This window comes from Halomonas sp. DP8Y7-3 (assembly GCF_019801675.1).
Taxonomy (GTDB): Bacteria; Pseudomonadota; Gammaproteobacteria; order Pseudomonadales; family Halomonadaceae; genus Halomonas; species Halomonas litopenaei_A.
This window is the reverse complement of sequence record NZ_JAHVIO010000002.1, coordinates 101,464-124,381: the sequence shown is the minus strand read 5'-3', so window position 1 is coordinate 124,381 and position 22,918 is coordinate 101,464. Positions and strand designations below refer to the sequence as shown.

Here is a 22,918-nt window from a genome sequence, read left to right as displayed (position 1 = left end):
GTGCCCGACGCAGCTGAACGGCAAAAGCATGCGGCGCCCCCACCTTTCAGCAGGGGCGCCGCATGTGGCTGCCAGGATCAGACGTCACGCCGATCCTGGGCATATGGCGTAGTGCTGGAACCTATCCGAGGTACTTGATCATCACCCCAGCCGCCACCGCGGAACCAATGACACCCGCCACGTTTGGCCCCATGGCATGCATCAGCAGGAAGTTGTGAGGATTGGACTCGAGCCCGACCTTGTTGGACACTCGCGCCGCCATGGGTACCGCCGACACGCCGGCAGAGCCGATCAACGGATTGATCGGGTGCTTGCTCACCAGGTTCATGAACTTCGCCATCAGCACCCCGCACGCCGTGCCAATGGCAAAGGCCACCATACCAAGACCGAGGATGCCCAAGGTTTCCACTGCCAGGAAACGGTCGGCCATCAGCTTGGAGCCCACCGACAGCCCCAGAAAGATGGTCACCGTGTTGATCAGCGCATTCTGTGCGGTATCCGACAGACGCTCGACGACGCCACATTCGCGCATCAGGTTGCCGAAGCAGAACATGCCCAACAGGGGTGCAGCGTCGGGCAAGAACAGCACCACCAGAATCAACAGCGCCAGAGGAAACACGATCTTCTCGAGCTTCGACACCGGGCGCAGCTGGGTCATGGCGATGCTACGCTCCTTTTGCGTCGTCAACGCCTTCATGATCGGAGGCTGAATCAACGGCACCAGCGCCATGTAGGAATAGGAGGCCACGGCGATGGCACCCAGCAGTTCCGGCGCCAGAATGCTCGACACGTAGATCGACGTCGGCCCATCGGCGCCGCCGATGATGCCGATCGCAGCGGCCTGATTGAGGCTGAAATCCATCCACCCCATCGCCGTCATCGCTACCGCCCCCAACAGGGTGGCAAAGATTCCGAACTGGGCCGCAGCACCGAGAAACAGGGTGCGAGGGTTGGCCAGGAGCGGGCCGAAATCGGTCATCGCCCCCACCCCCATGAAGATCACCAGAGGCGCAATACCTGAGGCAATCGCCACGTTGTAGAACTGGAACAACATGCCGTGGGCATAGCCACCGTCCATGGCCACATCGTTGGCCGCGCGAATCAGCGCCGGGGACATGTCCCCGTGCAGCGCGTCAGACAGGGTGTGGCGCCAGATATCCAGCTCAGCACCGGTGGGCAAGCTGATCCCCAAGGCTTGAGCCATCTGCGCCAGCAGTTCAGGGCGACCCAGATGAGCGGCCTGCTCTGCCGCGGACAGCGCCAGACCCGCCTCGGGAATATTGGCGAGAATTCCACCAAAACCAATCGGGACCAGCAGCAGCGGCTCAAACTTCTTGGCGACGGCCAACCACAGCAGCAGTAGACCCACCACCAGCATCACCGCCTGGCCGAGCGTCAGGTTATACAGGCCGGAGCCGTACCAGAGCGTCAGTATCTTCTCCATGACCCGTCCTTAGAGCACTACCAGTACATCACCGACAGCGACGCTGTCACCCTCAGCCACCTTCACATCGGACACGGTTCCCGACGACGCAGCGCGTACCTCTGTTTCCATCTTCATCGCTTCAAGGATGATCACCACGTCGCCCTCCGCCACGCTATCACCGGGTTTGACGTTGACCTTGAAGATGTTGCCCGCCAGCGGCGCCTGCACCGTGGCTCCGGATGAGGCCTCGCCGCCAGCGGCGGGCGCCGGAGCTGGCGTAGCGGACGCTGCTGCAGGCTGAACCTGGGAAATATCTCCCCCTTCGGCAACCTCGACCACATAGGCGGTGCCATTGACGGTGACGGTGTAGGTGTCTGAACCACCGGACTGAGCCGCCGACTTGGCCGGAGCACTGGCCGCGGGCGCTGTTGCGGCCGGCGCCGTCTCGGCTTCGGGAGCAGGCTCAAAGGCGTCTGGGTTGTCCCGGTTTTTCAAGAACTTGAGACCGATCTGCGGGAACAGTGCATAGGTCAGCACATCATCGACCTGCTGCTCCCCGTCGGCCAGGCGAATGCCATCCTGCTTGGCCTTGGCAAGCAGCTCCTCGGTCAGGCGCGGCATCTCCGCCTCAAGGCGATCCGCCGGACGCTCGGTCATCGGCGAGGCGCCCTCCAGCACACGCTGCTGCAGGTCTCGCTCGAAGGGCGCAGGCGCGGCACCGTACTCCCCTTTCAGCAGTGCCTGCACCTCCTTGGAGATAGAGGCGTACCGCTCCCCCATCATCACGTTCATGACCGCCTGGGTGCCCACAATCTGTGAGGTAGGCGTCACCAGAGGAATGAAGCCCAGGTCTTCGCGCACCCGCGGAATCTCGTTCAGTACATCGTCGAGCCGGTCACCCGCACCCTGCTCTTTCAGCTGGCTCTCCATGTTGGTCAGCATGCCACCAGGCACCTGAGCCACCAGAATGCGTGAGTCAATGCCCTTGAGAGAGCCTTCAAATGCGGCGTACTTCTTGCGCACTTCGCGGAAGTAGGCCGCAATGTCCTCGAGCGCTTCAAGATCAAGGCCGGTATCGCGGTCGGTTCCCTTGAGCATGGCCACCAAGGATTCAGTGGGGCTGTGACCGTAGGTCATGGACATGGAGGAAATGGCCGTATCGACGTTATCGACACCCGCCTCAGCCGCCTTCAGGGCCGTCGCCGACGATAGACCGGTCGTGGCGTGACAGTGCAGGTGAATGCGAATATCCAGCGCCGACTTGAGCTTGGTGACCAGCTCATAGGCATCGTAAGGCGTCAGCAAGCCCGCCATGTCCTTGATCGCCAGGGAGTCGGCCCCCATGTCAGCGATCGACTGCGCCAGCTCTACCCAGCTGTCCAGGGTGTGTACCGGACTCTTGGTATAGGAGATCGTGCCCTGGGCATGGCCGTCGTTGGCCTTCACCGCCTTGATCGCACGCTCGAGGTTGCGCGGATCATTCATGGCGTCGAAGACACGGAAAATGTCCACTCCGTTGGTCTTGGCGCGCTCGACGAAGCGATCCACCACATCGTCGGCGTAATGACGATAGCCGAGCAGATTCTGCCCGCGCAGCAACATCTGCTGTGGAGTACGTGGCATGGCCTCCTTCAACGCCCGTATCCGCTCCCACGGATCCTCACCGAGATAGCGGATACAAGCGTCAAAGGTGGCCCCACCCCACGATTCCAGTGACCAGAAGCCGATGTTGTCGAGCTTCTCGGCGATGGGCAGCATGTCATCGATGCGCATACGGGTCGCAAACAGAGACTGGTGTGCGTCTCTCAACACGACATCGGTGATGCCAAGTGGGCGTGCAGTGTCGCTCATGGTCGAGTCCTTATCATTATGGCTTGTCGATACCAAGCGCTTTCGTCGAAAATCACGGCCGCCGGCACTGTGCGAGGGAGCTCATCAACAACGTGGTTTGACGAGCCCACTGACAGCGCCTGGCAGACTCATCGCTTTTGGCGGTGACGGTGAACAGCAGCAGCGATTACCGCCATCAGGGTGTCGTCCTGCGTCGGCGCCGCTCTTGAGCGGGGAGCGGAAGCCTCGGCTACCGGCTCCGGGAAGAAGCGCCCGATGACACGCGACATCAGTGTCGTCGTGACCACCAGAACCGTAAGAAAAACAAAAACGAAGCCCATCCCAAGGGCCATGAGGGACAAACCCTCGCTAACAAGCTGTGATTCGTTCATGCGGGATCCTCCGCTTTACGACGACTAAGTTGCCTTGATCTTTCTAGATCATTCGGCTTGCGCATATTTTTTGTTGCTATACCCTGCCACACCCCCGGCGTATAGCCATGGTCTAAAGGTAGCAGTTTTGGTTGTTAATTTACTACATAGACATAGGTTGGACGAAGGTCGCATAGGGCTGGCGCCCATGGAGGGCGTCATTGATGCCAACACCCGCGACCTGCTGACCCGACAGCAGGGCTTCGACTGGACGGTCACCGAGTTTGTCCGCGTCGTTGACGCACGCCTGCCGCCCCGAGTGTTCTACAAGCACTGCCCTGAACTGGCGACGCAAGGCGTCACGACGCCGTCACGCATCCCGGTACACCTGCAATTGCTCGGCTCAGACCCGGACGCCCTGGCAGCCAACGCGCGACAAGCGCTGCGCCTGGGCGCCATCAGCCTGGACCTCAACTTTGGCTGCCCGGCCAAGCTGGTCAACCGCCACGACGGCGGCGCGTCGCTGATGCGCGACCCTCAGCGCCTGGCCGCTGCTGTCGCCGCAGTCCATCGGGCCGTCGGCGAGGACATCCCGGTGACCGCCAAGATCCGGCTCGGATTCTCCCACCGCCGCCTGGCCCTGGACTGCGCCCTGGCAGCGGAGGCCGCCGGCGCCAGACAGCTGGTCGTCCATGCGAGAACCCGCGACGAAGGCTATCGCCCCCCGGCCCACTGGGAGTGGATCGGCAAGATCCGCCAACGCCTGCGCATCCCGGTCGTGGCCAACGGCGACATCTTCACCCTCGAAGACTACTGGAAGGCACGCACCCTGTCGGACTGCACCGACGTCATGCTGGGCCGCGGCGCCCTCGCCGACCCCCTCCTCGCCCCGCGCCTGAAACATTGGCAGCTCACCGGCGAACGCCTTCCAGCCACGACCTGGGCACAGCGCGCACAAGTGCTAATGGAATATGCTGCAATGCAGCGTAGCATACTCCCGGCGAAAGTGGTGGTATCACTACTAAAGCAGTGGATGAACCACATGAGAGCACGTGACGAGGAGTCCGCAGCCCGCTTCAAGGCCTTGAGACGCATCACCGATCTCGATGACTTTATCGCCGGACTCTCCGCTGACACCCCCGAATCCGGCTCACCTGCCCGCCACACGGCACTAAACGCCAGACCACAGGCGATAGCCGCAGACTGACACCCGTTTGTGCCGAGCATAAAAAAAGGCGTCCATCGAGAGATGGACGCCCAAACGATCGCGACCGGGCGGCGAGCCCGCAAGCCGGTCAGCATGAAAAAACGCGAGAGTAGACCGCTGCCACTAGCTCCTGAGGCGAGTGCACGTCACCGTCGACCGACAAGCGCTCAACAGGACACTCATGCAGAACCGTCGCAGCACGGTAACAAACAGAAAACCCGCCCTCCGGGGAGAGCGGGTGAAATTCTGGCGCGCCCGGGAGGATTCGAACCTCCGACCACCTGATTCGTAGTCAGGTACTCTATCCAGCTGAGCTACGGGCGCGTGAGCAATACATCGTATTGCAGGTGACATGTGCTCATTCTTTCCTGCAGCGCTTGGCGACATCAGGACAGCACAAACCACGATGTGCAAGTGTATGGCGCGCCCGGGAGGATTCGAACCTCCGACCACCTGATTCGTAGTCAGGTACTCTATCCAGCTGAGCTACGGGCGCGTTTCACACTTACGATAACAAGACGGCAGATACGCCTTCTTGTCAGTACCCATGAAGACCTTTGACTGCCGCTACTCGCTTCACGACAGGCAAATGGCGGAGAGGGAGGGATTCGAACCCTCGATGAGGCTATAAACCCCATACTCCCTTAGCAGGGGAGCGCCTTCAGCCACTCGGCCACCTCTCCCTCATCGGCACGGTGCGTATCCTACCGAGACTTAAGGCCTTTGTCCAGCCCGTGACAAAAAAAGTTGCGCAAGGTCTCTGCGCTGTCACTCGTCATCAACGCTACCGTCATCCGCTTTCTCGCGCTGAATGCGCTGATAGATCTCTTCGCGGTGTACAGCAACGTCTTTCGGCGCATTGACGCCGATACGCACCTGGTTTCCCTTCACTCCTAGAACCGTAACGGTGATATCGTCACCGATCATCAGAGTTTCGCCGACGCGGCGTGTCAGGATAAGCATGACTGATCTCCTTCTCAGACTTGTTACGTGAGCCGCTACGCCGTCCCGTCTCCGAACGACGTGCCCTCTTTCTTGGTGGCGAGCACTAGCGACTCATGACACCTGATTGTGCCGTTTAAGGGAAGCCCCCTACCGCCGTAGCGGTACCGGGGACTCCTTAAAGCGTAGATGGTGTGCGCCGCGTCGAGGAATTTATTCGCTCTCGATGTCTGCCTTATCGAGACCAAAAGCCTTGTGCAGGGCGCGCACCGCTAGCTCCATCTGCTTCTCGTCAATCACCACGGAAATCTTGATTTCCGAGGTGGACACCATGCGGATGTTGATATTTTCCTCGGCCAGCACGCGGAACATCTTCGAAGCGACCCCCGCGTGAGAGCGCATACCGACACCCACCAGTGACACCTTGGCGATGTTATCGTCTCCACGCAACTCACCGCCGCCCAGATCAGGGATAACCTGCTGCTCGAGGATGCGCATGGTCTGCTTGTAATCACCCTTGGCGACCGTAAAGGTGAAGTCAGTGTAGTCACCCGCCGGCGCAACGTTCTGCACGATCATGTCGATTTCAATGTTGGCATCGGCAATCGGACCCAGGATGCGCGAGGCCACGCCCGGCACGTCCGGAGTGTGCAGCAGGGTCAGCTTGGCTTCATTGGCGGTGAAGGCGATACCGGAAATCAGCGGTTCTTCCATGGAATCCTCGTCTTGGTCAGAGTCTGCAACGATCAGGGTGCCGGGGCCGTCTTCAAAGCTAGACAGCACACGCAGCGGGACATTGTACTTACCGGCGAATTCGACAGCGCGAATCTGCAGCACCTTGGAACCGAGGCTGGCGAGCTCCAGCATCTCTTCCACGGTGATCTCATCCAGGCGCTGGGCCTTGCTGCAGACGCGGGGATCGGTGGTATAGACACCGTCTACATCGGTATAGATCTGGCACTCATCAGCCTTGAGCGCGGCCGCCAGCGCCACACCGGTGGTATCTGAACCACCACGACCGAGGGTCGTGATATTGCCTTCCGCATCGACGCCCTGGAAGCCGGCAACGACTACCACCTGCCCGGCATCCAGATCCTCGCGCATCTCATCTGTCTCGATACGCTGGATACGCGCCTTGGTGTGAGCGCTGTCGGTCATGATGCCAACCTGCGAGCCGGTGTAGGACGTCGCGGGCACTTCCAGCTTGTGTAGCGCCATGGCCAGCAGGGAAATGGTCACCTGCTCACCGGTGGACACCAGCATGTCCATCTCGCGGGGGGTAGGCTCGTCGTTGATCTCGTTGGCCAGACCGATCAGGCGATTGGTCTCGCCACTCATGGCAGATACCACCACCACGACCTGATGGCCCTGGTCTCTAAAGCCCTTGACCTTCTCGGCGACCGCCTTGATCCGCTCCACCGAGCCGACCGACGTCCCACCAAACTTCTGTACGTATAGTGCCATATGCCGTCATCCTCGCTCGTTGGATTCCAATGAATGAAACTGTTGTCTCTGCGAAGCTGTATCTGCACAGCGCTGTGTCAGACAGAAAAAAGGGCCGTGGACTCTCTCGAGTCCACGACCCCGCAGGGGCTACAACCTGGCATCGAGCCAGGCGGGCACACTCTCCAGTGCGCCAGGAAGCGCCTGAACGTCACTCCCCCCTGCTTGTGCCATATCCGCGCGGCCACCGCCCTTGCCACCGACCTGACTGGCGACATGATTGACGAGCTCGCCAGCCTTGACCTTGGCGGTCAGATCATCGGTGACACCGGCAATCAAGCTGACCTTGCCAGTGGCCTCATCCGCCACACCGAGCACCACGATGCCTGAGGACAGCTTGTTCTTGAGCTGATCCAGCATGCCGCGGAGTTCCTTGCCTGACACGCCCTCCAGGCGGGTGGACAGGACCTTGACGCCCTTGACCTCGACCACCTTGGCCAGCATGTCGCTGCCTGCCGCGCTGGCCAGCTTGGCCTTGAGCCGCTCCAGCTCCTTCTCGAGGCCGCGATTACGCTCCACCAAGCTCTCGACCCGCTCCTCCAGCTGTTCAGGCTTGGCCTTGAGGCGCTCGGCCACCCGCGACAGGCGCGCCTCCTGCTCGGCGAAGTGGGCCAGCGCCCCCTCTCCCGTGATCGCTTCAATACGACGCACGCCAGAGGCAATGCCGCTTTCCGCGACGATATGGCAGCAGCCGATATCGCCACTACGTGCCACGTGGGTGCCGCCGCACAGCTCTATCGAGAAATCGTCGGCACCGATGGTCAGGACGCGGACGCTGTCGGCGTACTTGGCTTCGAACAGCGCCGCGGCCCCCTTCTCCTTCGCCTCGTCGAGGGTCATGGTCTCGACGCGGGTCGGAGCATTGGCCAGCACCTGCTCGTTGACCAGGCGCTCCACTTCCTTGAGCTGCTCGGCGGTCATCGCTTCAAAGTGGCTGAAGTCAAAGCGCAGGCGCTCGGGCGTCACCAGCGAGCCCTTCTGCTGAACGTGCTCGCCCAACACCAGGCGCAGCGCCTTGTGCAGCAGGTGTGTGGCCGAGTGGTTACGCACGGTCGCGGCACGCAGGCTGGAATCCACCTGCGGCGTGACGTCTGCGCCCACGACCAGCTCACCCTCCAGCAGCATCCCCTGATGCAAGTGGTGGCCGGACTGCTTCTGGGTATCCTTGACCAGAAAACGTCCCGAACCAAAGGACAGATAGCCGGTATCCCCTACCTGCCCGCCGGATTCTCCGTAGAACGGGGTACGATCCAGCACCACCACGCCGGACTGCTCCTGAGTCAGCCGCTCCAGAGCATTGCCTTCGCTGTCATAAAGCCCGACCACGCGCGCCTGGTCGTCGAGGCGGTCATAACCGGTGAATTCGGTCGCGCCATCCAGCTCGATAGTGGCGCTGTAGTCGGCTCCAAACTGGCTGGCGGCACGCGCACGCTCGCGCTGGGCCTCCAGCTCACGGTTGAAGCCCTCTTCATCGAGGGTCACGCCACGCTCGCGACACACGTCTGCCGTCAGGTCGTAGGGGAAACCGTAGGTATCGTAAAGCTTGAACACAGTCTCACCGGCCAGGGTGTCCCCATCCAGTTGCGTCAGTGCCTGCTCGAGCAGCCCCATCCCGTGGTCCAGGGTGCGTGCAAACTGCTCTTCTTCCTTGAGCAGCACGCGCTCGATCTGATCGCGGGCCTTGCGCAGCTCGGGATAGGCCTCGCCCATCTCGCTGTCGAGGGCCGCCACCAGCTTGTGGAAGAATGCATCCTGAGCGCCGAGCTTATGCCCGTGGCGGATGGCACGACGAATGATCCGGCGCAGGACGTAGCCGCGCCCCTCGTTGGAAGGCAGCACGCCATCAGTAATCAGGAAGGCGCAGGAGCGGATGTGATCGGCGATCACCCGCAGCGACGGAGACGCCAGATCGTCGGTACCGGTAGCCTCTGCAGCGGCCTTGAGCAGATTCTGGAACAGGTCGATCTCGTAGTTGGAGTGCACGCCCTGCATGACCGCGGCGATCCGCTCGAGGCCCATGCCGGTGTCGATGGACGGCTTGGGCAGCGGGGTCATTTCACCGCTGGCGTCACGATCGAACTGCATGAACACCAGGTTCCAGATCTCGATGTAACGGTCGCCATCCTCTTCCGGACTGCCGGGAGGACCACCCCACACCTCAGGGCCATGGTCGTAGAAGATCTCGGAGCTGGGCCCGCAGGGACCGGTGTCGCCCATCTGCCAGAAGTTGTCTTCATCCAGCTTGGAGAAGCGCTCGGGATCAATCCCGATCTCGTCCTTCCAGATGCGCTCGGCCTCATCATCACTGATGTGCACCGTGACCCACAGCTTTTCCTTAGGCAGCCCCAGCACGTCGGTCAGAAAGGTCCAGGCAAAGCCGATGGCGTCACGCTTGAAGTAATCGCCAAAACTGAAGTTGCCCAGCATCTCGAAAAAGGTGTGATGGCGAGCGGTGTAGCCGACATTGTCCAGGTCATTGTGCTTGCCTCCAGCACGCACACAGCGCTGGGAGGATGTGGCCCTGACATAGTCGCGGGGATCACGCCCCAGGAACACATCCTTGAACGGCACCATGCCGGCATTGGTGAACAGCAGGGTCGGGTCGTTGCCCGGCACCAGGGAGCTGGACGGCACGCGAGTGTGACCGTGCTCCTCGAAGAACCTCAGGAAGGCCTGTCTGATATCTGCGCTTTTCATGAAATACCCGTGACGATGAGCGATAGAGCGCGTCGAGCCGGCCAGCTGGCGTGGCACGCCGGCAGCTACCGGGCATGACACCACACCCCGGAGCCGTCGCAAAAGAGGACATTATAGCGTAGTTGTCAAGCGACTAAAGTGGGTCACGTAAAACACCTGCACACGAGCCCTGGGATGGGCGGACAACCACACCGCTTTATATGAGCCTTCAACGATACTAGGTATCTGCCTCAGACATGGCGCGCAGTGCCTCGCGGACGTGATCAAAATCAAACCCTCGCCCGGCCAGGAAGCGCTCTCGCCTTGCCCGCTCTTTCGGGTCGCCTGCAGGCCCTCTGCCGAATCGACGCTCGAGGGCCTCGGTCGCCAGTTGATACCAGTCCACCGACTCCTCCTGTTCTATCTCTCTCAGGGCGTCTCTGGCCAACTCCCGGTCGACCCCACGCTGCCCCAACTCCGCCAGCATCTTGACCGGCCCCTGCCCGCGCAGCACTCGTCCACGTAGAAAGCTCTCGGCGAAGCGACGATCACTCTGCAGGCCCTGCTCGGCCAGTTCGTCCAGCAGCGCTTCGACCTCATCATGCTCGTGCCCCCGGCTCAGCAACCGTGTCGTCAGCTCTTGACGACCATATTCACGCCGGGCGAGCAGTTCGACCGCCTGCTCCCGTGGCGACATCTCCGTTCTCGCCTTGCGCATGCAAGCCTCCCGTATGTGCACTGCATGACCACCAGCATTCATGCTCGGCGTGGTACGGCGCGCGCCCCACCCATCTGGTGAACGTCAAAACGCAACGGGCCCCTAGCAGGGGCCCGAATGGCGATGGAGGCCGGCGTTGCCTACCCCCATCCAGTACCGCAGCAGAGAATTACAGCAGGTCATCGCCGAAATCGTCACCCGCTGGTGCGGCTTCCGCTTGCTTGTCCTGCTCTTCCTTCTTGGGATCTGGCTGGACCAGCAGCTGAGCACGAATCTGAGACTCGATCTCTTCCATGATCGCAGGGTTGTCTTCCAGGAACTGGGCGGCATTGGCCTTGCCCTGACCGATCTTGTTGCCCTGGTAGCTGTACCAGGCACCTGCCTTGTCCACCAGCTTGCACTGGACGCCCAGATCGACCACTTCGCCGGCGTGATAGATACCCTTGCCGTAGAGAATCTGGAACTCGGCCTGGCGGAACGGCGGAGCCACCTTGTTCTTGACGACCTTCACCCGGGTTTCGTTACCGGTGACCTCATCGCCCTGCTTGACCGAACCGGTGCGGCGGATATCCAGGCGCACGCTGGAATAGAACTTCAGGGCGTTACCACCAGTGGTGGTTTCCGGGCTGCCGAACATCACACCAATCTTCATACGAATCTGGTTGATGAACACCACCATGCAGTTGGCATTCTTGATGTGGCCGGTAATCTTGCGCAGCGCCTGGGACATCAGACGCGCCTGGAGACCCACGTGGGAATCCCCCATTTCGCCTTCAATTTCCGCCCTGGGAGTCAGGGCCGCCACCGAGTCGATGATGATCACGTCCACACCGCCGGAACGGACCAGCATGTCGCAGATTTCCAGGGCTTGCTCGCCGGTATCCGGCTGGGAGACCAGCAGATCATCCAGGTTAACACCGAGCTTTTCTGCATAGCTCGGGTCAAGGGCGTGCTCAGCATCGATAAAGGCACAGGTCTTGCCGTCCTTTTGTGCCTGAGCGATCACCGACAGCGTCAGCGTGGTCTTGCCCGAGGATTCCGGGCCAAAGATTTCCACGACGCGCCCGTAAGGCAGTCCGCCAATGCCCAGGGCGATATCCAGACCCAAGGAGCCGGTGGACACCGACGGCATGACCACCCTGGGGGCATCGCCCAAACGCATGACCGTGCCCTTGCCAAACTGGCGATCGATCTGAGAAAGAGCGGCGTCAAGCGCCTTGCTGCGGTTTTGATCCTGCGCCATTTCGGAGCTCCTGTAGACAATGGATCGGGGCCGAACGGCGTGTCCTGGTCCCCATCGGGCCCTGCGCCGGACCCTGGCAATTACTGTATGACTGAACAGTAGTATGACGAAAAAATGCGCTGACCACCACCCCTGCTCCAGGCCTATTGCTGCCATCGGAGTCCAATGCCAGCGAGCCGCCGGCCGCCAACATCGTCACCCTGGGGGCTAACGCTAGCCTTGGCGTTAGCTCAGCCGATCAATCAGCCCCTGCAGCGCGTAGGCAATGGCTTGGCGGCGCACGTCATCGCGATTTCCTGCAAAGTGGCAACGTTCTGCCACGCACACGCCATCTGCGGCAAAGGCAAACCAGACCGTGCCCACCGGCTTATGGTCGCTGCCCCCACCAGGCCCCGCAACACCACTGATGGCGACGCCATGGGATGCGCCACTTTCGGCACATGCTCCAACCACCATGGCTTCGACCACTGACTCACTGACGGCCCCGTGGCGCTCCAGCAAGGCCAACGGCACCCCCAGCAGGCGCTGTTTGGCGGCATTGGAATAGGTCACATAGCCCGTCTCGAAGTAGTCCGAGCTGCCTGCGATATCGGTGATCGCGGTGGCCACGCCGCCACCGGTGCAGGACTCGGCGGTGGTCACCTGGACCTGAAGCTTGAGGCACAGTTCACCCAAGCGACTCGACAGCACTCGGATATCTTCTGGTGCAGGCGTCATGGAGACAGCTCCTGAAGTGAAGGTGGGGGGGCACGGGTCGCAACGATAGGGCCGCGACGATGGGGCCGAAACGATAGGGCCGCGACGTCATGCAGGCGCGCGGGATACGTCGCCAACATCGTGCCTGCAACTCGGGATCAACGCATTGCGGCGACCTCAGTCGCCGCAATGTGCTCTACCGCCGATCAGAGGATTGACGACGAGGCCACCTAGCGCCTCGCGATAATCCACACCGCGTGAACGATCCCGGGAATATAGCCGAGAAGCGTCAGCAGGATGTTCAGCCAGAAGTGCAGACCGAAGCCAACTTGCAGGAAGACACCCAGCGGGGGCAGCAGGATGGCCAGAATGATGCGAATAACGTCCATATACTTGCTCCTTTATTCAACGTCCTTGAATCATCACCCAACTTGGATCATCGCCCAAGAGGGATCGGGAAGCGTGGTCCTTGCAGTGACATCTGTTGGCTGATGCTCCCAGGGGCAGCGGTGACTCCGTCACCGCCTTTGCTCGCGCCCTGAGGCATACCACCTAGGGTAGCCGGAGATCTCTCCGACAAACAGATGCCGTGTCGCGCATGCATCATATTGCCATGATGTAGGCGGTTCTATCATCCCCCTCCGTCGTCCTGGCTGCGCTACAGATCGGCCCGTCGGCCATGCTATCCTTATGGGCTTTCGTCGGCCTGGTTCCGACCGATCCTCGCTTTATCCATCCGCCCACCAGCGCATTGAGATCCCATGAACGACATGGCCAAGCCCAGTGCTCCCAGCCATACGCCGATGATGACCCAGTACCTCAGGATCAAGCGCGAGCATCCTGACGTCCTGCTGTTCTATCGTATGGGGGACTTCTACGAACTGTTCTACGACGACGCCAAGCGCGCCGCGGCACTGCTTGATATCACGCTGACACAGCGTGGCCAGTCAGCAGGCAAGCCGATTCCCATGGCCGGTATTCCCTACCATAGCGCCGAGGGGTATCTGGCTCGCCTGGTCAGTGCGGGCGAATCGGTGGCCATCTGCGAGCAGATCGGTGACCCGGCGACGTCCAAGGGCCCGGTAGAGCGTCAAGTGGTGAGGATCGTCACCCCAGGCACCCTGCATGATGAGGCACTGCTGGATGCACGCCGCGACAACCTGCTGGTGGCGGTAGCTCCCCATGGCGACCACCTTGGCCTGGCCTGGCTGGAGGTCTCCAGCGGACGCTTCAGCGTGCTCGAGGTCGACAGTGAAACCGAGATGCTGTCCGAGCTGACGCGCCTGGATCCAGCCGAACTGCTGGTGCCGGAAAGCCTGGAACTACCCGCCTCCATGTCCGAGCGACGCGGGCTTCGACGCCAGAGTGACTGGCTGTTCGATCATGAAAGTGCGCACCGGGTATTGTGTGATCAGTTCCGGGTTCAAGACCTCAAGGGGTTTGGTTGCGCACACCTGCACTCTGCCATCATTGCGGCTGGTGTGCTGATGGACTACGCCAGGGACACCCAGCGCAGCGCCCTGCCCCATGTCACCGCGATCGGTGTGGAAAACCGTGACGATAGCGTGGTCATTGATGCAGCAAGCCGGCGCAACCTGGAGATTGACATCAACCTGGGAGGTACCAGCGACAACACCCTCGCCAGCGTCCTGGACACCACCACCACGGCAATGGGCTCGCGCCTGCTCAAGCGTTGGCTGAACCGCCCGCTGCGAGACAAGCAGCAGGTCATGGGACGTCAATCCGCGATCAGCTTGCTGCTGGACCAGGAAGGCTATGAGCCGCTGCGCGACGAGTTGAAGGCCATTGGCGACATCGAACGCATCCTGGCCAGGGTGGCGCTGGGCAGCGCTCGCCCGCGGGACCTGGCGAGACTGAGAGACGCCTTCAATGCGTTACCCGCTCTGCGCGATCAGCTGGCTGGCTACGCTGAAGGCACCACGCTTGACGAACTGCGCGTCCATATCCAGCCATTTCCCGAGCTGGCGGACTTGCTCACCCGTGCGCTGATCGACAATCCCCCGGTGGTCATTCGGGATGGGGGCGTGATCGCTGACGGTTTCGACAGTGAACTGGACGAACACAGAGGGCTGGCAGAGCACGCCGGTGACTACCTCGTGCAACTGGAAGCACGGGAGCGGGCACGCACCGGGCTCGCCGGGCTCAAGGTGGGGTACAACCGCGTCCATGGCTACTTCATCGAGATTCCTCGAGCCCAGGCCAAGGAAGCCCCTGCGGACTATATCCGGCGCCAGACACTGAAGAACGCAGAGCGCTTCATCATCCCGGAGCTCAAGGAGTTCGAGGACAAGGCGCTATCCGCCAAATCCCGCGCACTGGCCCGGGAAAAGCTGCTTTATGATGGCCTGATCGACAGCCTCAACGCGGAGCTCGCTCGCCTGCAGGCCACCGCCAGAGCACTGTCCTCCCTTGATGTGCTATGCGCCCTGGCCGAACGCGCACGGGCACTGGATTTTGTACGCCCCACGCTCGCTGATGTGGCCGGGTTCGATATTCGCGGTGGACGCCACCCGGTCGTCGAACAGGTCAGTGACACGCCATTCGTGCCCAACGACCTGCTGATGGACGACGACCGCCGCATGCTGGTCATTACCGGCCCCAACATGGGCGGTAAATCGACCTACATGCGTCAGGCCGCGTTGATCACCCTGCTTGCCCACTGTGGCAGCTTCGTTCCCGCTGACAGTGCCACCATCGGCCCGGTGGACCGCATCTTTACCCGCATAGGGTCCAGCGATGACCTGGCCGGTGGCCGCTCCACCTTCATGGTGGAAATGACCGAGACTGCCAACATCCTGCACAACGCCACAGATCATAGCCTGGTCTTGATGGACGAAATTGGCCGCGGCACCAGTACCTTTGATGGACTGTCGCTGGCCTGGGCCAGTGCCGAACACCTGACCCGCACGCGGGCCTTCACCCTGTTTGCCACCCACTACTTCGAAATGACCGCTCTGGCCGGAGATTCTGCTGCGGTGGCCAACGTGCACTTGACCGCCGCAGAGCACAATGAAGGCATCGTGTTCATGCACCGGGTGGAAGAAGGCCCAGCCAGCCAAAGCTACGGTCTCCAGGTCGCGCAACTGGCCGGCGTCCCCCAGTCCGTCATCGCCGAAGCCAGGATCAAGCTCGCCGCGCTGGAGCAGCAGGAAGTGGATCATGGACAAGGCCCGTCCAGCCTGTCGCGAGCGGAGCCTGCCCCCCAGCAGGCAGACCTGTTCGCCAGCACGCCTCACCCCTTGATCGACGAGCTCGAGCAACTGGCCATCGATGAACTGTCACCGCGTCAGGCACTGGAGCTTCTATACCGCTGGAAATCGTCAGTATGACCGTGCACCCCGCGCTTGCCCCTACAGAAGTGCGGGTCTAGAATGTGGCACCCAAGGACCGTGCATTATAAGAAAGCCATTTCCATATAACTTTAAGGCTTAACACGCGACAGGCGAAACGACGCTCAGCTCCTCTGCGTCGGGGCGCGAGCTACCCATGATCCGGAGCGTCGCCATGGCGACCTTTCGGGCGCAAGTGACCAATGATTGAGCGGCCAGCACCGAACTGGCCCGAGGAAGGGAGACTGGCATGACATTCGTCGTCACCGAAAACTGCATCAAGTGCAAGTACACCGATTGCGTCGAGGTCTGCCCGGTGGACTGCTTCTACGAGGGTCCCAATTTTCTGGTGATCCACCCGGACGAATGTATCGACTGCGCCCTGTGTGAGCCCGAGTGCCCGGCCGAGGCCATCTACTCCGAGGATGAGCTGCCCGAGGGCCAGGAGGCGTTCATCGAGATCAATGCGGAGCTTTCCGAGGTGTGGCCCAACATCACCGAAAAGAAAGATCCACCGGAAGACGCCGAGCAGTGGGACGGCAAGACAGGCAAGCTGGAGCAGCTCGAACGCTGATCTGGCACGACAAGCCACTACCTGCTTAACACAATAGCCGCCCAACGAGGCGGCTATTGTGTTGCTGGCGGTGGCGAACATCCTTCAGACGATACCTCCATGGCGCTCGCTTTCCCGGCCATCAGGCGTCTCTCCGAACTCGGCTGGCCGTTTTCACTATCCAAACGACCTGTCCAAACCACCTGCCCGGACCCGCTGTTCAGGGCAGCTGTTCGAGCCGACCGCGCCGGCCACCAGGCTCAGCATCTCGTCACGACAGCCAACCTGCTGGCATAAAAAAAGGCGGCCCGTAGGCCGCCCGCTCCAAGCATTTCCTTGGGCGGCTCCCTCCGCCCGACTCCCTGAGTGCCCTCCGTGCCCAGAAGCGACATCCTGTCGCACCAGGCGCACTCTTGACTCTAGAACGCATCCCGAAAACACCCAACTGAATCGAACGTCGAGCCACATGCCGTGATGGTCCTGCGATCGGCGTTCCATGCCTGCCTGTTGTTGCCGAACCTGTCTACCTCCATGCAGACGAATCCGACCACCCTAGGCGTCTCGCAGTCCTGGCAAGCAGCCTGATGCCGCGAAGCCTGACCTCTCGATTCATGAGTGCATTCTGTCAGCTTTGGGCATCATCTCAAGTCGCCTTATTTTGCAGTGCGACATGTCCTACGTGACCCGCTTCTTTGCGACGCCCCAAAAAATATATAGAAATGAACAACATAAAAAAGGCCCGCGATAACATCGCGGGCCTCTTCAGGTCATATGGGGTTAATGTCCTACATAAAATGTAGTCAATGTCTTACAAGATGTGAGGACACAACCACCGCAAAGGGTTTATCAAACCCTACGCCTGTCCCTTGATCGCCGCGCGACCTGGGTAAGTAGCGCGCTCTCCCAGCTCCTGCTCGATGACCAGAAGGCGGTTGTACTTGGCGACACGATCACTACGGCACAACGAACCCGTCTTGATCTGGCCCGCGCAAGTGCCTACCGCCAGGTCGGCGATGGTCGTGTCTTCGGTTTCACCGCTACGGTGAGAGATGACCGCCGTGAACCCCGCGTCCTGTGCCATGCGGATGGCATCCAGCGTTTCGGACAGCGAACCAATCTGATTGAACTTGATCAGGATGGAGTTGCCGATGGATTCATCGATACCACGCTTCAGAATCCGCGTATTGGTCACGAACAGGTCGTCACCGACCAGCTGGACACGGTCTCCCAGCTTGGCAGTCAGAGACTTCCAGCCGTCCCAGTCGGACTCGTCCAGGCCGTCCTCGATGGACACGATCGGATACTCGTCGGCCAGACCCACCAGGTAATCACCGAAGCCTTCGGCGTCGAAGCGCTTGTCCTCGCCTGCCAGCACGTACTGGCTGTCCTTGTAGAACTCACTGGCGGCACAGTCCAGCGCGAGAGTGATGTCCTTGCCGAGCTCGTAGCCAGCGTCCTCGACGGCCTGCTTGATGACCGCCAGCGCCTCGGCATTCGAAGACAGGTTAGGGGCAAAGCCACCTTCATCACCTACGGCGGTGGCAAGACCCCGCGACGACAGCACCTTCTTCAAGGCATGGAAGATCTCGGCACCGGCGCGCAGGCCTTCACGGAAGCTGGCGGCACCCACCGGCTGCACCATGAACTCCTGAATGTCGACGTTGTTGTCGGCATGCTCGCCACCGTTGAGGATGTTCATCATCGGCACCGGCATCAGGTACTGCCCAGGCTGGCCGTACAGCTCAGCGATGTGGGCGTACAGCGGTACGCCCTTGGCGTTGGCCGCTGCCTTGGCGGCGGCCAGTGACACCGCCAGGATAGCGTTGGCGCCCAGGTTTTCCTTGTTGTCGGTACCATCGAGCTCGAGCATGGCGTCGTCCAGGCCACGCTGATCACGCGCATCCATGCCCACCAGAGCGTCACGAATCTTGCCATTGACCGCGTCGACGGCCTTGAGCACACCCTTGCCCAGGTAACGACCCTTGTCGCCGTCACGCAGCTCCAGCGCCTCGCGGGAGCCGGTGGAGGCGCCGCTCGGCGCGCAGGCGACGCCCACGGCGCCGCTTTCCAGGCGCACTTCTGCCTGGACGGTGGGGTTACCGCGTGAATCCAGCACCTCTAGGGCGCGAATATCGACGATCTTGGTCATCTCGATGGGTCCTTGTGGGTGATAAAGCTCGTGTCAGCGTTGTCGATCTACTCTGGACGTGCCATAGGCCCTTGGGTCAGGCCCGTCAGGCTATCAGAGGTAGCGCTAGCGTATCTCGATGGACGGAAGCTGTTTCACGACGTCGTCCAACGTCTTGATCTGTGCCAGGAAGGGCTCGAGTCTATCAAGCGGCAAGGCACATGGGCCGTCACATTTTGCCGAGTCGGGATCCGGGTGCGCTTCCAGGAAGAGCCCGGCGATACCGACGGCAACCCCGGCACGGGCCAGGTCCAGCACCTGCGCACGGCGTCCGTCCGCACTGTCGGCGCGTCCGCCCGGACGCTGCAGCGAGTGGGTGACGTCAAACAACAGCGGGAAGCCGGTGTCTTTCATCTCGCCGAAACCGAGCATATCGACGACCAAGTTGTTGTAGCCAAAGCTGGAACCGCGCTCGCACAGCAGCAGCCGTTCGTTGCCGGCCTCACGGAACTTGGTGATGATGTGGCGCATCTCGTGGGGGGCCAGAAACTGGGGCTTCTTGATGTTGACCACCGCCCCGGTCTCGGCCATCGCCACCACTAGATCCGTCTGGCGCGCCAGAAACGCCGGCAGCTGGATGACGTCAGCCACCTCAGCGGCGGGCGCCGCCTGGTAGGGCTCATGAACGTCAGTAATCACCGGCACATTGAAGCGCGACTTCACCTCGTCGAGGATCGCAAGCCCCTTGTCCAGCCCAGGCCCACGGAAGGAATGCACCGAGCTGCGATTGGCCTTGTCGAAGCTCGCCTTGAACACATAAGGGATCTCGAGCTTGCCGGTCACCTCGACGTAGGCCTCGGCCACCTCGAGCGCCAGCTCGCGGGATTCAAGCACATTCATCCCGGCAAACAGCACCAGGGGCAACGAATTGCCGGCCCTCAGGCCGGCAAACTCGATAATACGCTGGGCGTCAGACATCAGTATCACTCCTGATGGGTGGACTGGGCGCGGGTGCGCTTGGCCTTGTGCCCGAGTGCCGCATTGACGAAACCGGTAAACAGCGGGTGCCCGTCACGCGGCGTCGAGGTGAATTCCGGATGGAACTGACACGCCACGTACCAGGGGTGATCCGGCAGCTCGACCATTTCCACCAGGGAGTTGTCGACGCTGCGACCAGAGATGACCAGTCCTGTCTTCTCGAGCTCTTCAATAAACTGGTTATTGACCTCGAAACGATGGCGATGACGCTCGACGATGACCTCGTCGCCGTAGGCGTCACGCGCCTTGGACCCCTTGGCCAGCCGGCACTCCTGGCCGCCCAGGCGCATGGTGCCGCCGAGATCGGAGGCCTCATCACGGATTTCGATCTTGCCCTCCGGATTGAGCCACTCGGTGATCAGGCCCACCACCGGATGCTGGGTATCGTGGGTGAACTCGGTGGAGTTGGCATCGTCCCAACCTGCCACATGCCGAGCGTACTCGATCACCGCTACCTGCATCCCCAGGCAGATGCCCAGGTAAGGAATGTCGTTTTCACGGGCGAAGCGCGCGGTGGCAATCTTGCCTTCGACCCCGCGCTCACCAAAGCCACCCGGCACAAGAATCGCGTCCTTGCCTGCCAGCCGCTCGGTGCCGTGACGCTCGATATCCTCGGAGTCGATGTAGTCGACGTTGACCTTCACGCGGGTCTGGATACCCGCGTGGATCAAGGCTTCGTTGAGCGACTTGTAGGCGTCCAGCAGCTCCATGTACTTGCCGACCATGGCGATGTTGACCGACTTCAGCGGATTGAGCTTGGCATCGAGCACCTTGACCCACTCGCTCAGATCGGCCTCGCGGGCTTCCAGACGCAGCTTGTCGCAGACGATGTCATCAAGGCCGTGCTCGTGCAGCATCAGCGGAATGCGATAGATGGTATCGGCATCCTGAAGCGGCACCACCGCACGCTCTTCGACGTTGGTGAACAGCGCAATCTTGCGGCGCTCGGTCTCTTCCAGCTCGACCTCGCTGCGGCAGATCAGGATATCCGGCTGGATACCGATAGAGCGCAGTTCCTTGACGGAGTGCTGGGTCGGCTTGGTCTTGGTCTCACCCGCCGTCTGGATGTACGGCACCAGGGTCAGGTGCATGAAGATGGCGTTGCTGGCGCCCTTCTCGCTGCGGATCTGACGGATGGACTCAAGGAACGGCAGTGACTCGATGTCGCCGACGGTGCCGCCGATCTCGACCAGCGCTACGTCGAACCCTTCACCACCCTCGTACACGCGACGCTTGATTTCGTCGGTGATGTGCGGAATCACCTGCACCGTACCACCGAGGTAGTCACCACGGCGCTCCTTGCGCAGCACGTGCTCATACACTCGGCCGGTGGTGAAGTTGTTGGCCTGGGTCATCTTGGTCCGGATGAAGCGCTCGTAGTGACCCAGATCCAGGTCCGTCTCTGCGCCATCCTCGGTGACGAACACCTCGCCGTGCTGGAAAGGGCTCATCGTGCCCGGATCCACGTTAATGTACGGGTCGAGCTTGAGCATGGTGACCTTGAGGCCGCGAGCCTCGAGAATCGCCGCCAGCGAGGCCGACGCAATGCCCTTGCCAAGAGAGGACACAACGCCGCCGGTCACGAAGATATATCGTGTCATGGAGAACCTGTCGAAACGTGATCGGTAGGCCCGGCAGGAAGCCGCGCCAGGATGGGACGACAGACTAGCAGAATTCGATCAACGGCTCAATTTGCACAACAGGGAAGCTTCTTCTCTCTGCCCAACTCGCCAGCGCTTTGGCGCCCGCCCTCCTGATCGAACGGGCGCCAGCATCACTCTCGGTTTCTAGATATCGAGGTAGTCGAGGATACCCTCGCCCGCCTGGCGGCCTTCATACACGGCGGTCACCACGAGATCGGAGCCGCGTACCATGTCACCACCGGCGAAGATCTTTTCATTGGTGGTCTGGAAAGCAAAGCTGCCGTGCTCCGGCGCTTTCACCCGGCCACGCTCGTCAACCTCGATACCAAAGGTCTCGAACCAGGGGGCCGGACTAGGCTGAAAACCGAAGGCAATGACCACGGCGTCCGCCGCAATGATTTCCTCGGATCCTGGCACCACTTCCGGGCGACGACGTCCGTTCTCGTCGGCCTCGCCCAGCCGCGTGCGCACCACCTTGACGCCTTCGACTCGCTCCTCACCGACGACCGCCACCGGCTGCCGATTGAACAGGAAGTCGACACCTTCCTCCCGGGCATTGGCCACCTCGCGACGGGAACCCGGCATGTTCTCTTCATCACGACGATAGGCGCAGGTGACTTCCCTGGCGCCCTGCCGGATGGCGGTACGGTTGCAGTCCATGGCCGTGTCGCCGCCACCCAGCACCACCACCCGCTGGCCTTCCAGAGACACGAAGTCCTCGGGGTTCTTTTCGAAGCCCAGACGATGATTGACGTTGGCGATCAGGTAGTCGAGCGCCTTGTGCACGCCGGGCAGGTCCTCGCCGGGGAAGCCACCTTCCATGTAGGTGTAGGTACCCATGCCGAGGAACACCGCGTCGTACTTCTCGAGCAGCTCGTCGAAGGCAATGTCCTTGCCGACGTCGACGCCCAGGCGGAACTCCACGCCCATCTCCTCGAATACGGCGCGACGACGCTCCATGACGGTCTTTTCAAGCTTGAATTCCGGAATGCCGAAGGTCAGCAGACCACCGATCTCGGCGTACTTGTCATACACCACCGGCTTGACCCCATTACGCACCAGAATGTCCGCGCAACCGAGCCCGGCGGGTCCGGCACCGATGATGGCGACCTTCTTGTCGGTCCAGGTCACCTGACTCATGTCCGGGCGCCAGCCCATGGCAAAGGCCGTGTCCGTGATGTATTTCTCCACGGAGCCGATGGTCACGGCGCCAAAGCCATCATTGAGGGTGCAGTCACCCTCGCACAGGCGATCCTGGGGACACACCCTGCCGCATACCTCGGGCAGCGAATTGGTGCGATGAGACAGCTCTGCCGCCTCGAGAATGTTGCCCTCGCTGACCAGTTGCAGCCAGTTGGGAATATAGTTGTGAACAGGGCACTTCCATTCACAGTAGGGATTGCCGCAGTGCAAGCAGCGATGGGCCTGACTCGCCGCATCCATGGGCTTGAACGGTTCGTAGATTTCAGCGAACTCACGGGCGCGGGTGCGCGCCGCTTTCTTCTGCGGATCCTGACGACCGACGTCGATGAACTGGAAGTCGTTGCTCAAACGGTTTGCCATGATGTTCTCCTGCCTTGTTCGGGACGCCGTC

The 22,918-nt window shown here is 61.3% G+C and carries 17 protein-coding genes and 3 tRNA genes; 3 read left to right on the top strand and 17 right to left on the bottom strand.

All coding sequences use genetic code 11. From position 1 onward, the window contains the following. Positions 1-121: 121 nt before the first annotated feature. From KUV86_RS01960 to KUV86_RS01950, 3 genes are all read right to left on the bottom strand, one after another. Positions 122-1,444 (bottom strand): sodium ion-translocating decarboxylase subunit beta, encoded by a 1,323-nt coding sequence (locus KUV86_RS01960; RefSeq protein ID WP_206940175.1) that lies wholly within the window; start codon positions 1,442-1,444, stop codon positions 122-124. Positions 1,445-1,453: 9 nt separating this feature from the next. Further along, positions 1,454-3,277: a sodium-extruding oxaloacetate decarboxylase subunit alpha gene (gene oadA, locus KUV86_RS01955; protein ID WP_206940177.1), complete on the bottom strand. Its 1,824-nt coding sequence runs from the start codon at positions 3,275-3,277 to the stop codon at positions 1,454-1,456. 128 nt (positions 3,278-3,405) lie between these two features. Continuing rightward, a complete protein-coding gene (locus KUV86_RS01950) occupies positions 3,406-3,648 on the bottom strand; it encodes an OadG family transporter subunit (protein ID WP_206940179.1) in 243 nt (80 codons plus the stop codon). A 187-nt stretch (positions 3,649-3,835) separates the two neighbouring features. On the opposite strand from KUV86_RS01950, the gene KUV86_RS01945 reads away from it, so the two are divergent. Continuing rightward, complete coding sequence (locus tag KUV86_RS01945; protein WP_222483405.1) at positions 3,836-4,834, top strand: tRNA dihydrouridine synthase; 999 nt, start codon at positions 3,836-3,838, stop codon at positions 4,832-4,834. A 247-nt stretch (positions 4,835-5,081) separates the two neighbouring features. Here the strand turns inward: KUV86_RS01945 and KUV86_RS01940 are convergent. From KUV86_RS01940 to KUV86_RS01895, 10 genes are all read right to left on the bottom strand, one after another. Continuing rightward, positions 5,082-5,158: transfer RNA gene (locus KUV86_RS01940), tRNA-Arg, on the bottom strand. A 95-nt stretch (positions 5,159-5,253) separates the two neighbouring features. Further along, positions 5,254-5,330 (bottom strand) — tRNA-Arg (locus KUV86_RS01935). Between the two features lie 94 nt (positions 5,331-5,424). Then, positions 5,425-5,517 (bottom strand) — tRNA-Ser (locus KUV86_RS01930). Between the two features lie 85 nt (positions 5,518-5,602). Next, the gene (csrA, locus tag KUV86_RS01925) at positions 5,603-5,797 is read right to left on the bottom strand and encodes a carbon storage regulator CsrA (protein WP_206940183.1); all 195 of its coding nucleotides are present in this window, start codon (positions 5,795-5,797) and stop codon (positions 5,603-5,605) included. Between the two features lie 192 nt (positions 5,798-5,989). After that, entirely contained in the window at positions 5,990-7,240 is a 1,251-nt protein-coding gene (locus tag KUV86_RS01920; protein WP_206940185.1) for an aspartate kinase, read from the bottom strand. Between the two features lie 129 nt (positions 7,241-7,369). Continuing rightward, positions 7,370-9,976 (bottom strand): alanine--tRNA ligase, encoded by a 2,607-nt coding sequence (alaS, locus tag KUV86_RS01915; protein WP_222483404.1) that lies wholly within the window; start codon positions 9,974-9,976, stop codon positions 7,370-7,372. 217 nt (positions 9,977-10,193) lie between these two features. Then, complete coding sequence (locus KUV86_RS01910; RefSeq protein ID WP_222483403.1) at positions 10,194-10,673, bottom strand: regulatory protein RecX; 480 nt, start codon at positions 10,671-10,673, stop codon at positions 10,194-10,196. Positions 10,674-10,842: 169 nt separating this feature from the next. Beyond that, on the bottom strand, positions 10,843-11,916 hold the full coding sequence (recA, locus tag KUV86_RS01905) for a recombinase RecA (protein ID WP_206940191.1): 1,074 nt from the start codon (positions 11,914-11,916) through the stop codon (positions 10,843-10,845). Positions 11,917-12,141: 225 nt separating this feature from the next. Further along, positions 12,142-12,633, bottom strand: coding sequence for a CinA family protein (locus KUV86_RS01900; RefSeq protein WP_222483402.1), 492 nt, complete (start codon positions 12,631-12,633; stop codon positions 12,142-12,144). A 209-nt stretch (positions 12,634-12,842) separates the two neighbouring features. Continuing rightward, the gene (locus KUV86_RS01895) at positions 12,843-13,001 is read right to left on the bottom strand and encodes a YqaE/Pmp3 family membrane protein (RefSeq protein ID WP_206940204.1); all 159 of its coding nucleotides are present in this window, start codon (positions 12,999-13,001) and stop codon (positions 12,843-12,845) included. Between the two features lie 372 nt (positions 13,002-13,373). Between KUV86_RS01895 and mutS the strand changes: the two genes are divergently transcribed. Then, positions 13,374-15,962, top strand: coding sequence for a DNA mismatch repair protein MutS (gene mutS, locus KUV86_RS01890; RefSeq protein ID WP_409996337.1), 2,589 nt, complete (start codon positions 13,374-13,376; stop codon positions 15,960-15,962). A 250-nt stretch (positions 15,963-16,212) separates the two neighbouring features. Further along, on the top strand, positions 16,213-16,536 hold the full coding sequence (gene fdxA, locus KUV86_RS01885; RefSeq protein ID WP_206940206.1) for a ferredoxin FdxA: 324 nt from the start codon (positions 16,213-16,215) through the stop codon (positions 16,534-16,536). An 832-nt stretch (positions 16,537-17,368) separates the two neighbouring features. On the opposite strand, the gene eno is transcribed toward fdxA, so the two are convergent. The 4 genes from eno to KUV86_RS01865 form a co-directional block, all read right to left on the bottom strand. Beyond that, the gene (gene eno / locus KUV86_RS01880; RefSeq protein ID WP_222161595.1) at positions 17,369-18,664 is read right to left on the bottom strand and encodes a phosphopyruvate hydratase; all 1,296 of its coding nucleotides are present in this window, start codon (positions 18,662-18,664) and stop codon (positions 17,369-17,371) included. Positions 18,665-18,769: 105 nt separating this feature from the next. After that, positions 18,770-19,621, bottom strand: a complete 852-nt coding sequence (kdsA, locus tag KUV86_RS01875) for a 3-deoxy-8-phosphooctulonate synthase (RefSeq protein WP_222483401.1) — start codon at positions 19,619-19,621, stop codon at positions 18,770-18,772. Positions 19,622-19,626: 5 nt separating this feature from the next. After that, entirely contained in the window at positions 19,627-21,282 is a 1,656-nt protein-coding gene (locus KUV86_RS01870; protein ID WP_206940212.1) for a CTP synthase, read from the bottom strand. Between the two features lie 186 nt (positions 21,283-21,468). Further along, positions 21,469-22,887: an FAD-dependent oxidoreductase gene (locus KUV86_RS01865; protein ID WP_222483400.1), complete on the bottom strand. Its 1,419-nt coding sequence runs from the start codon at positions 22,885-22,887 to the stop codon at positions 21,469-21,471. Between the last annotated feature and the right edge of the window lie 31 nt (positions 22,888-22,918).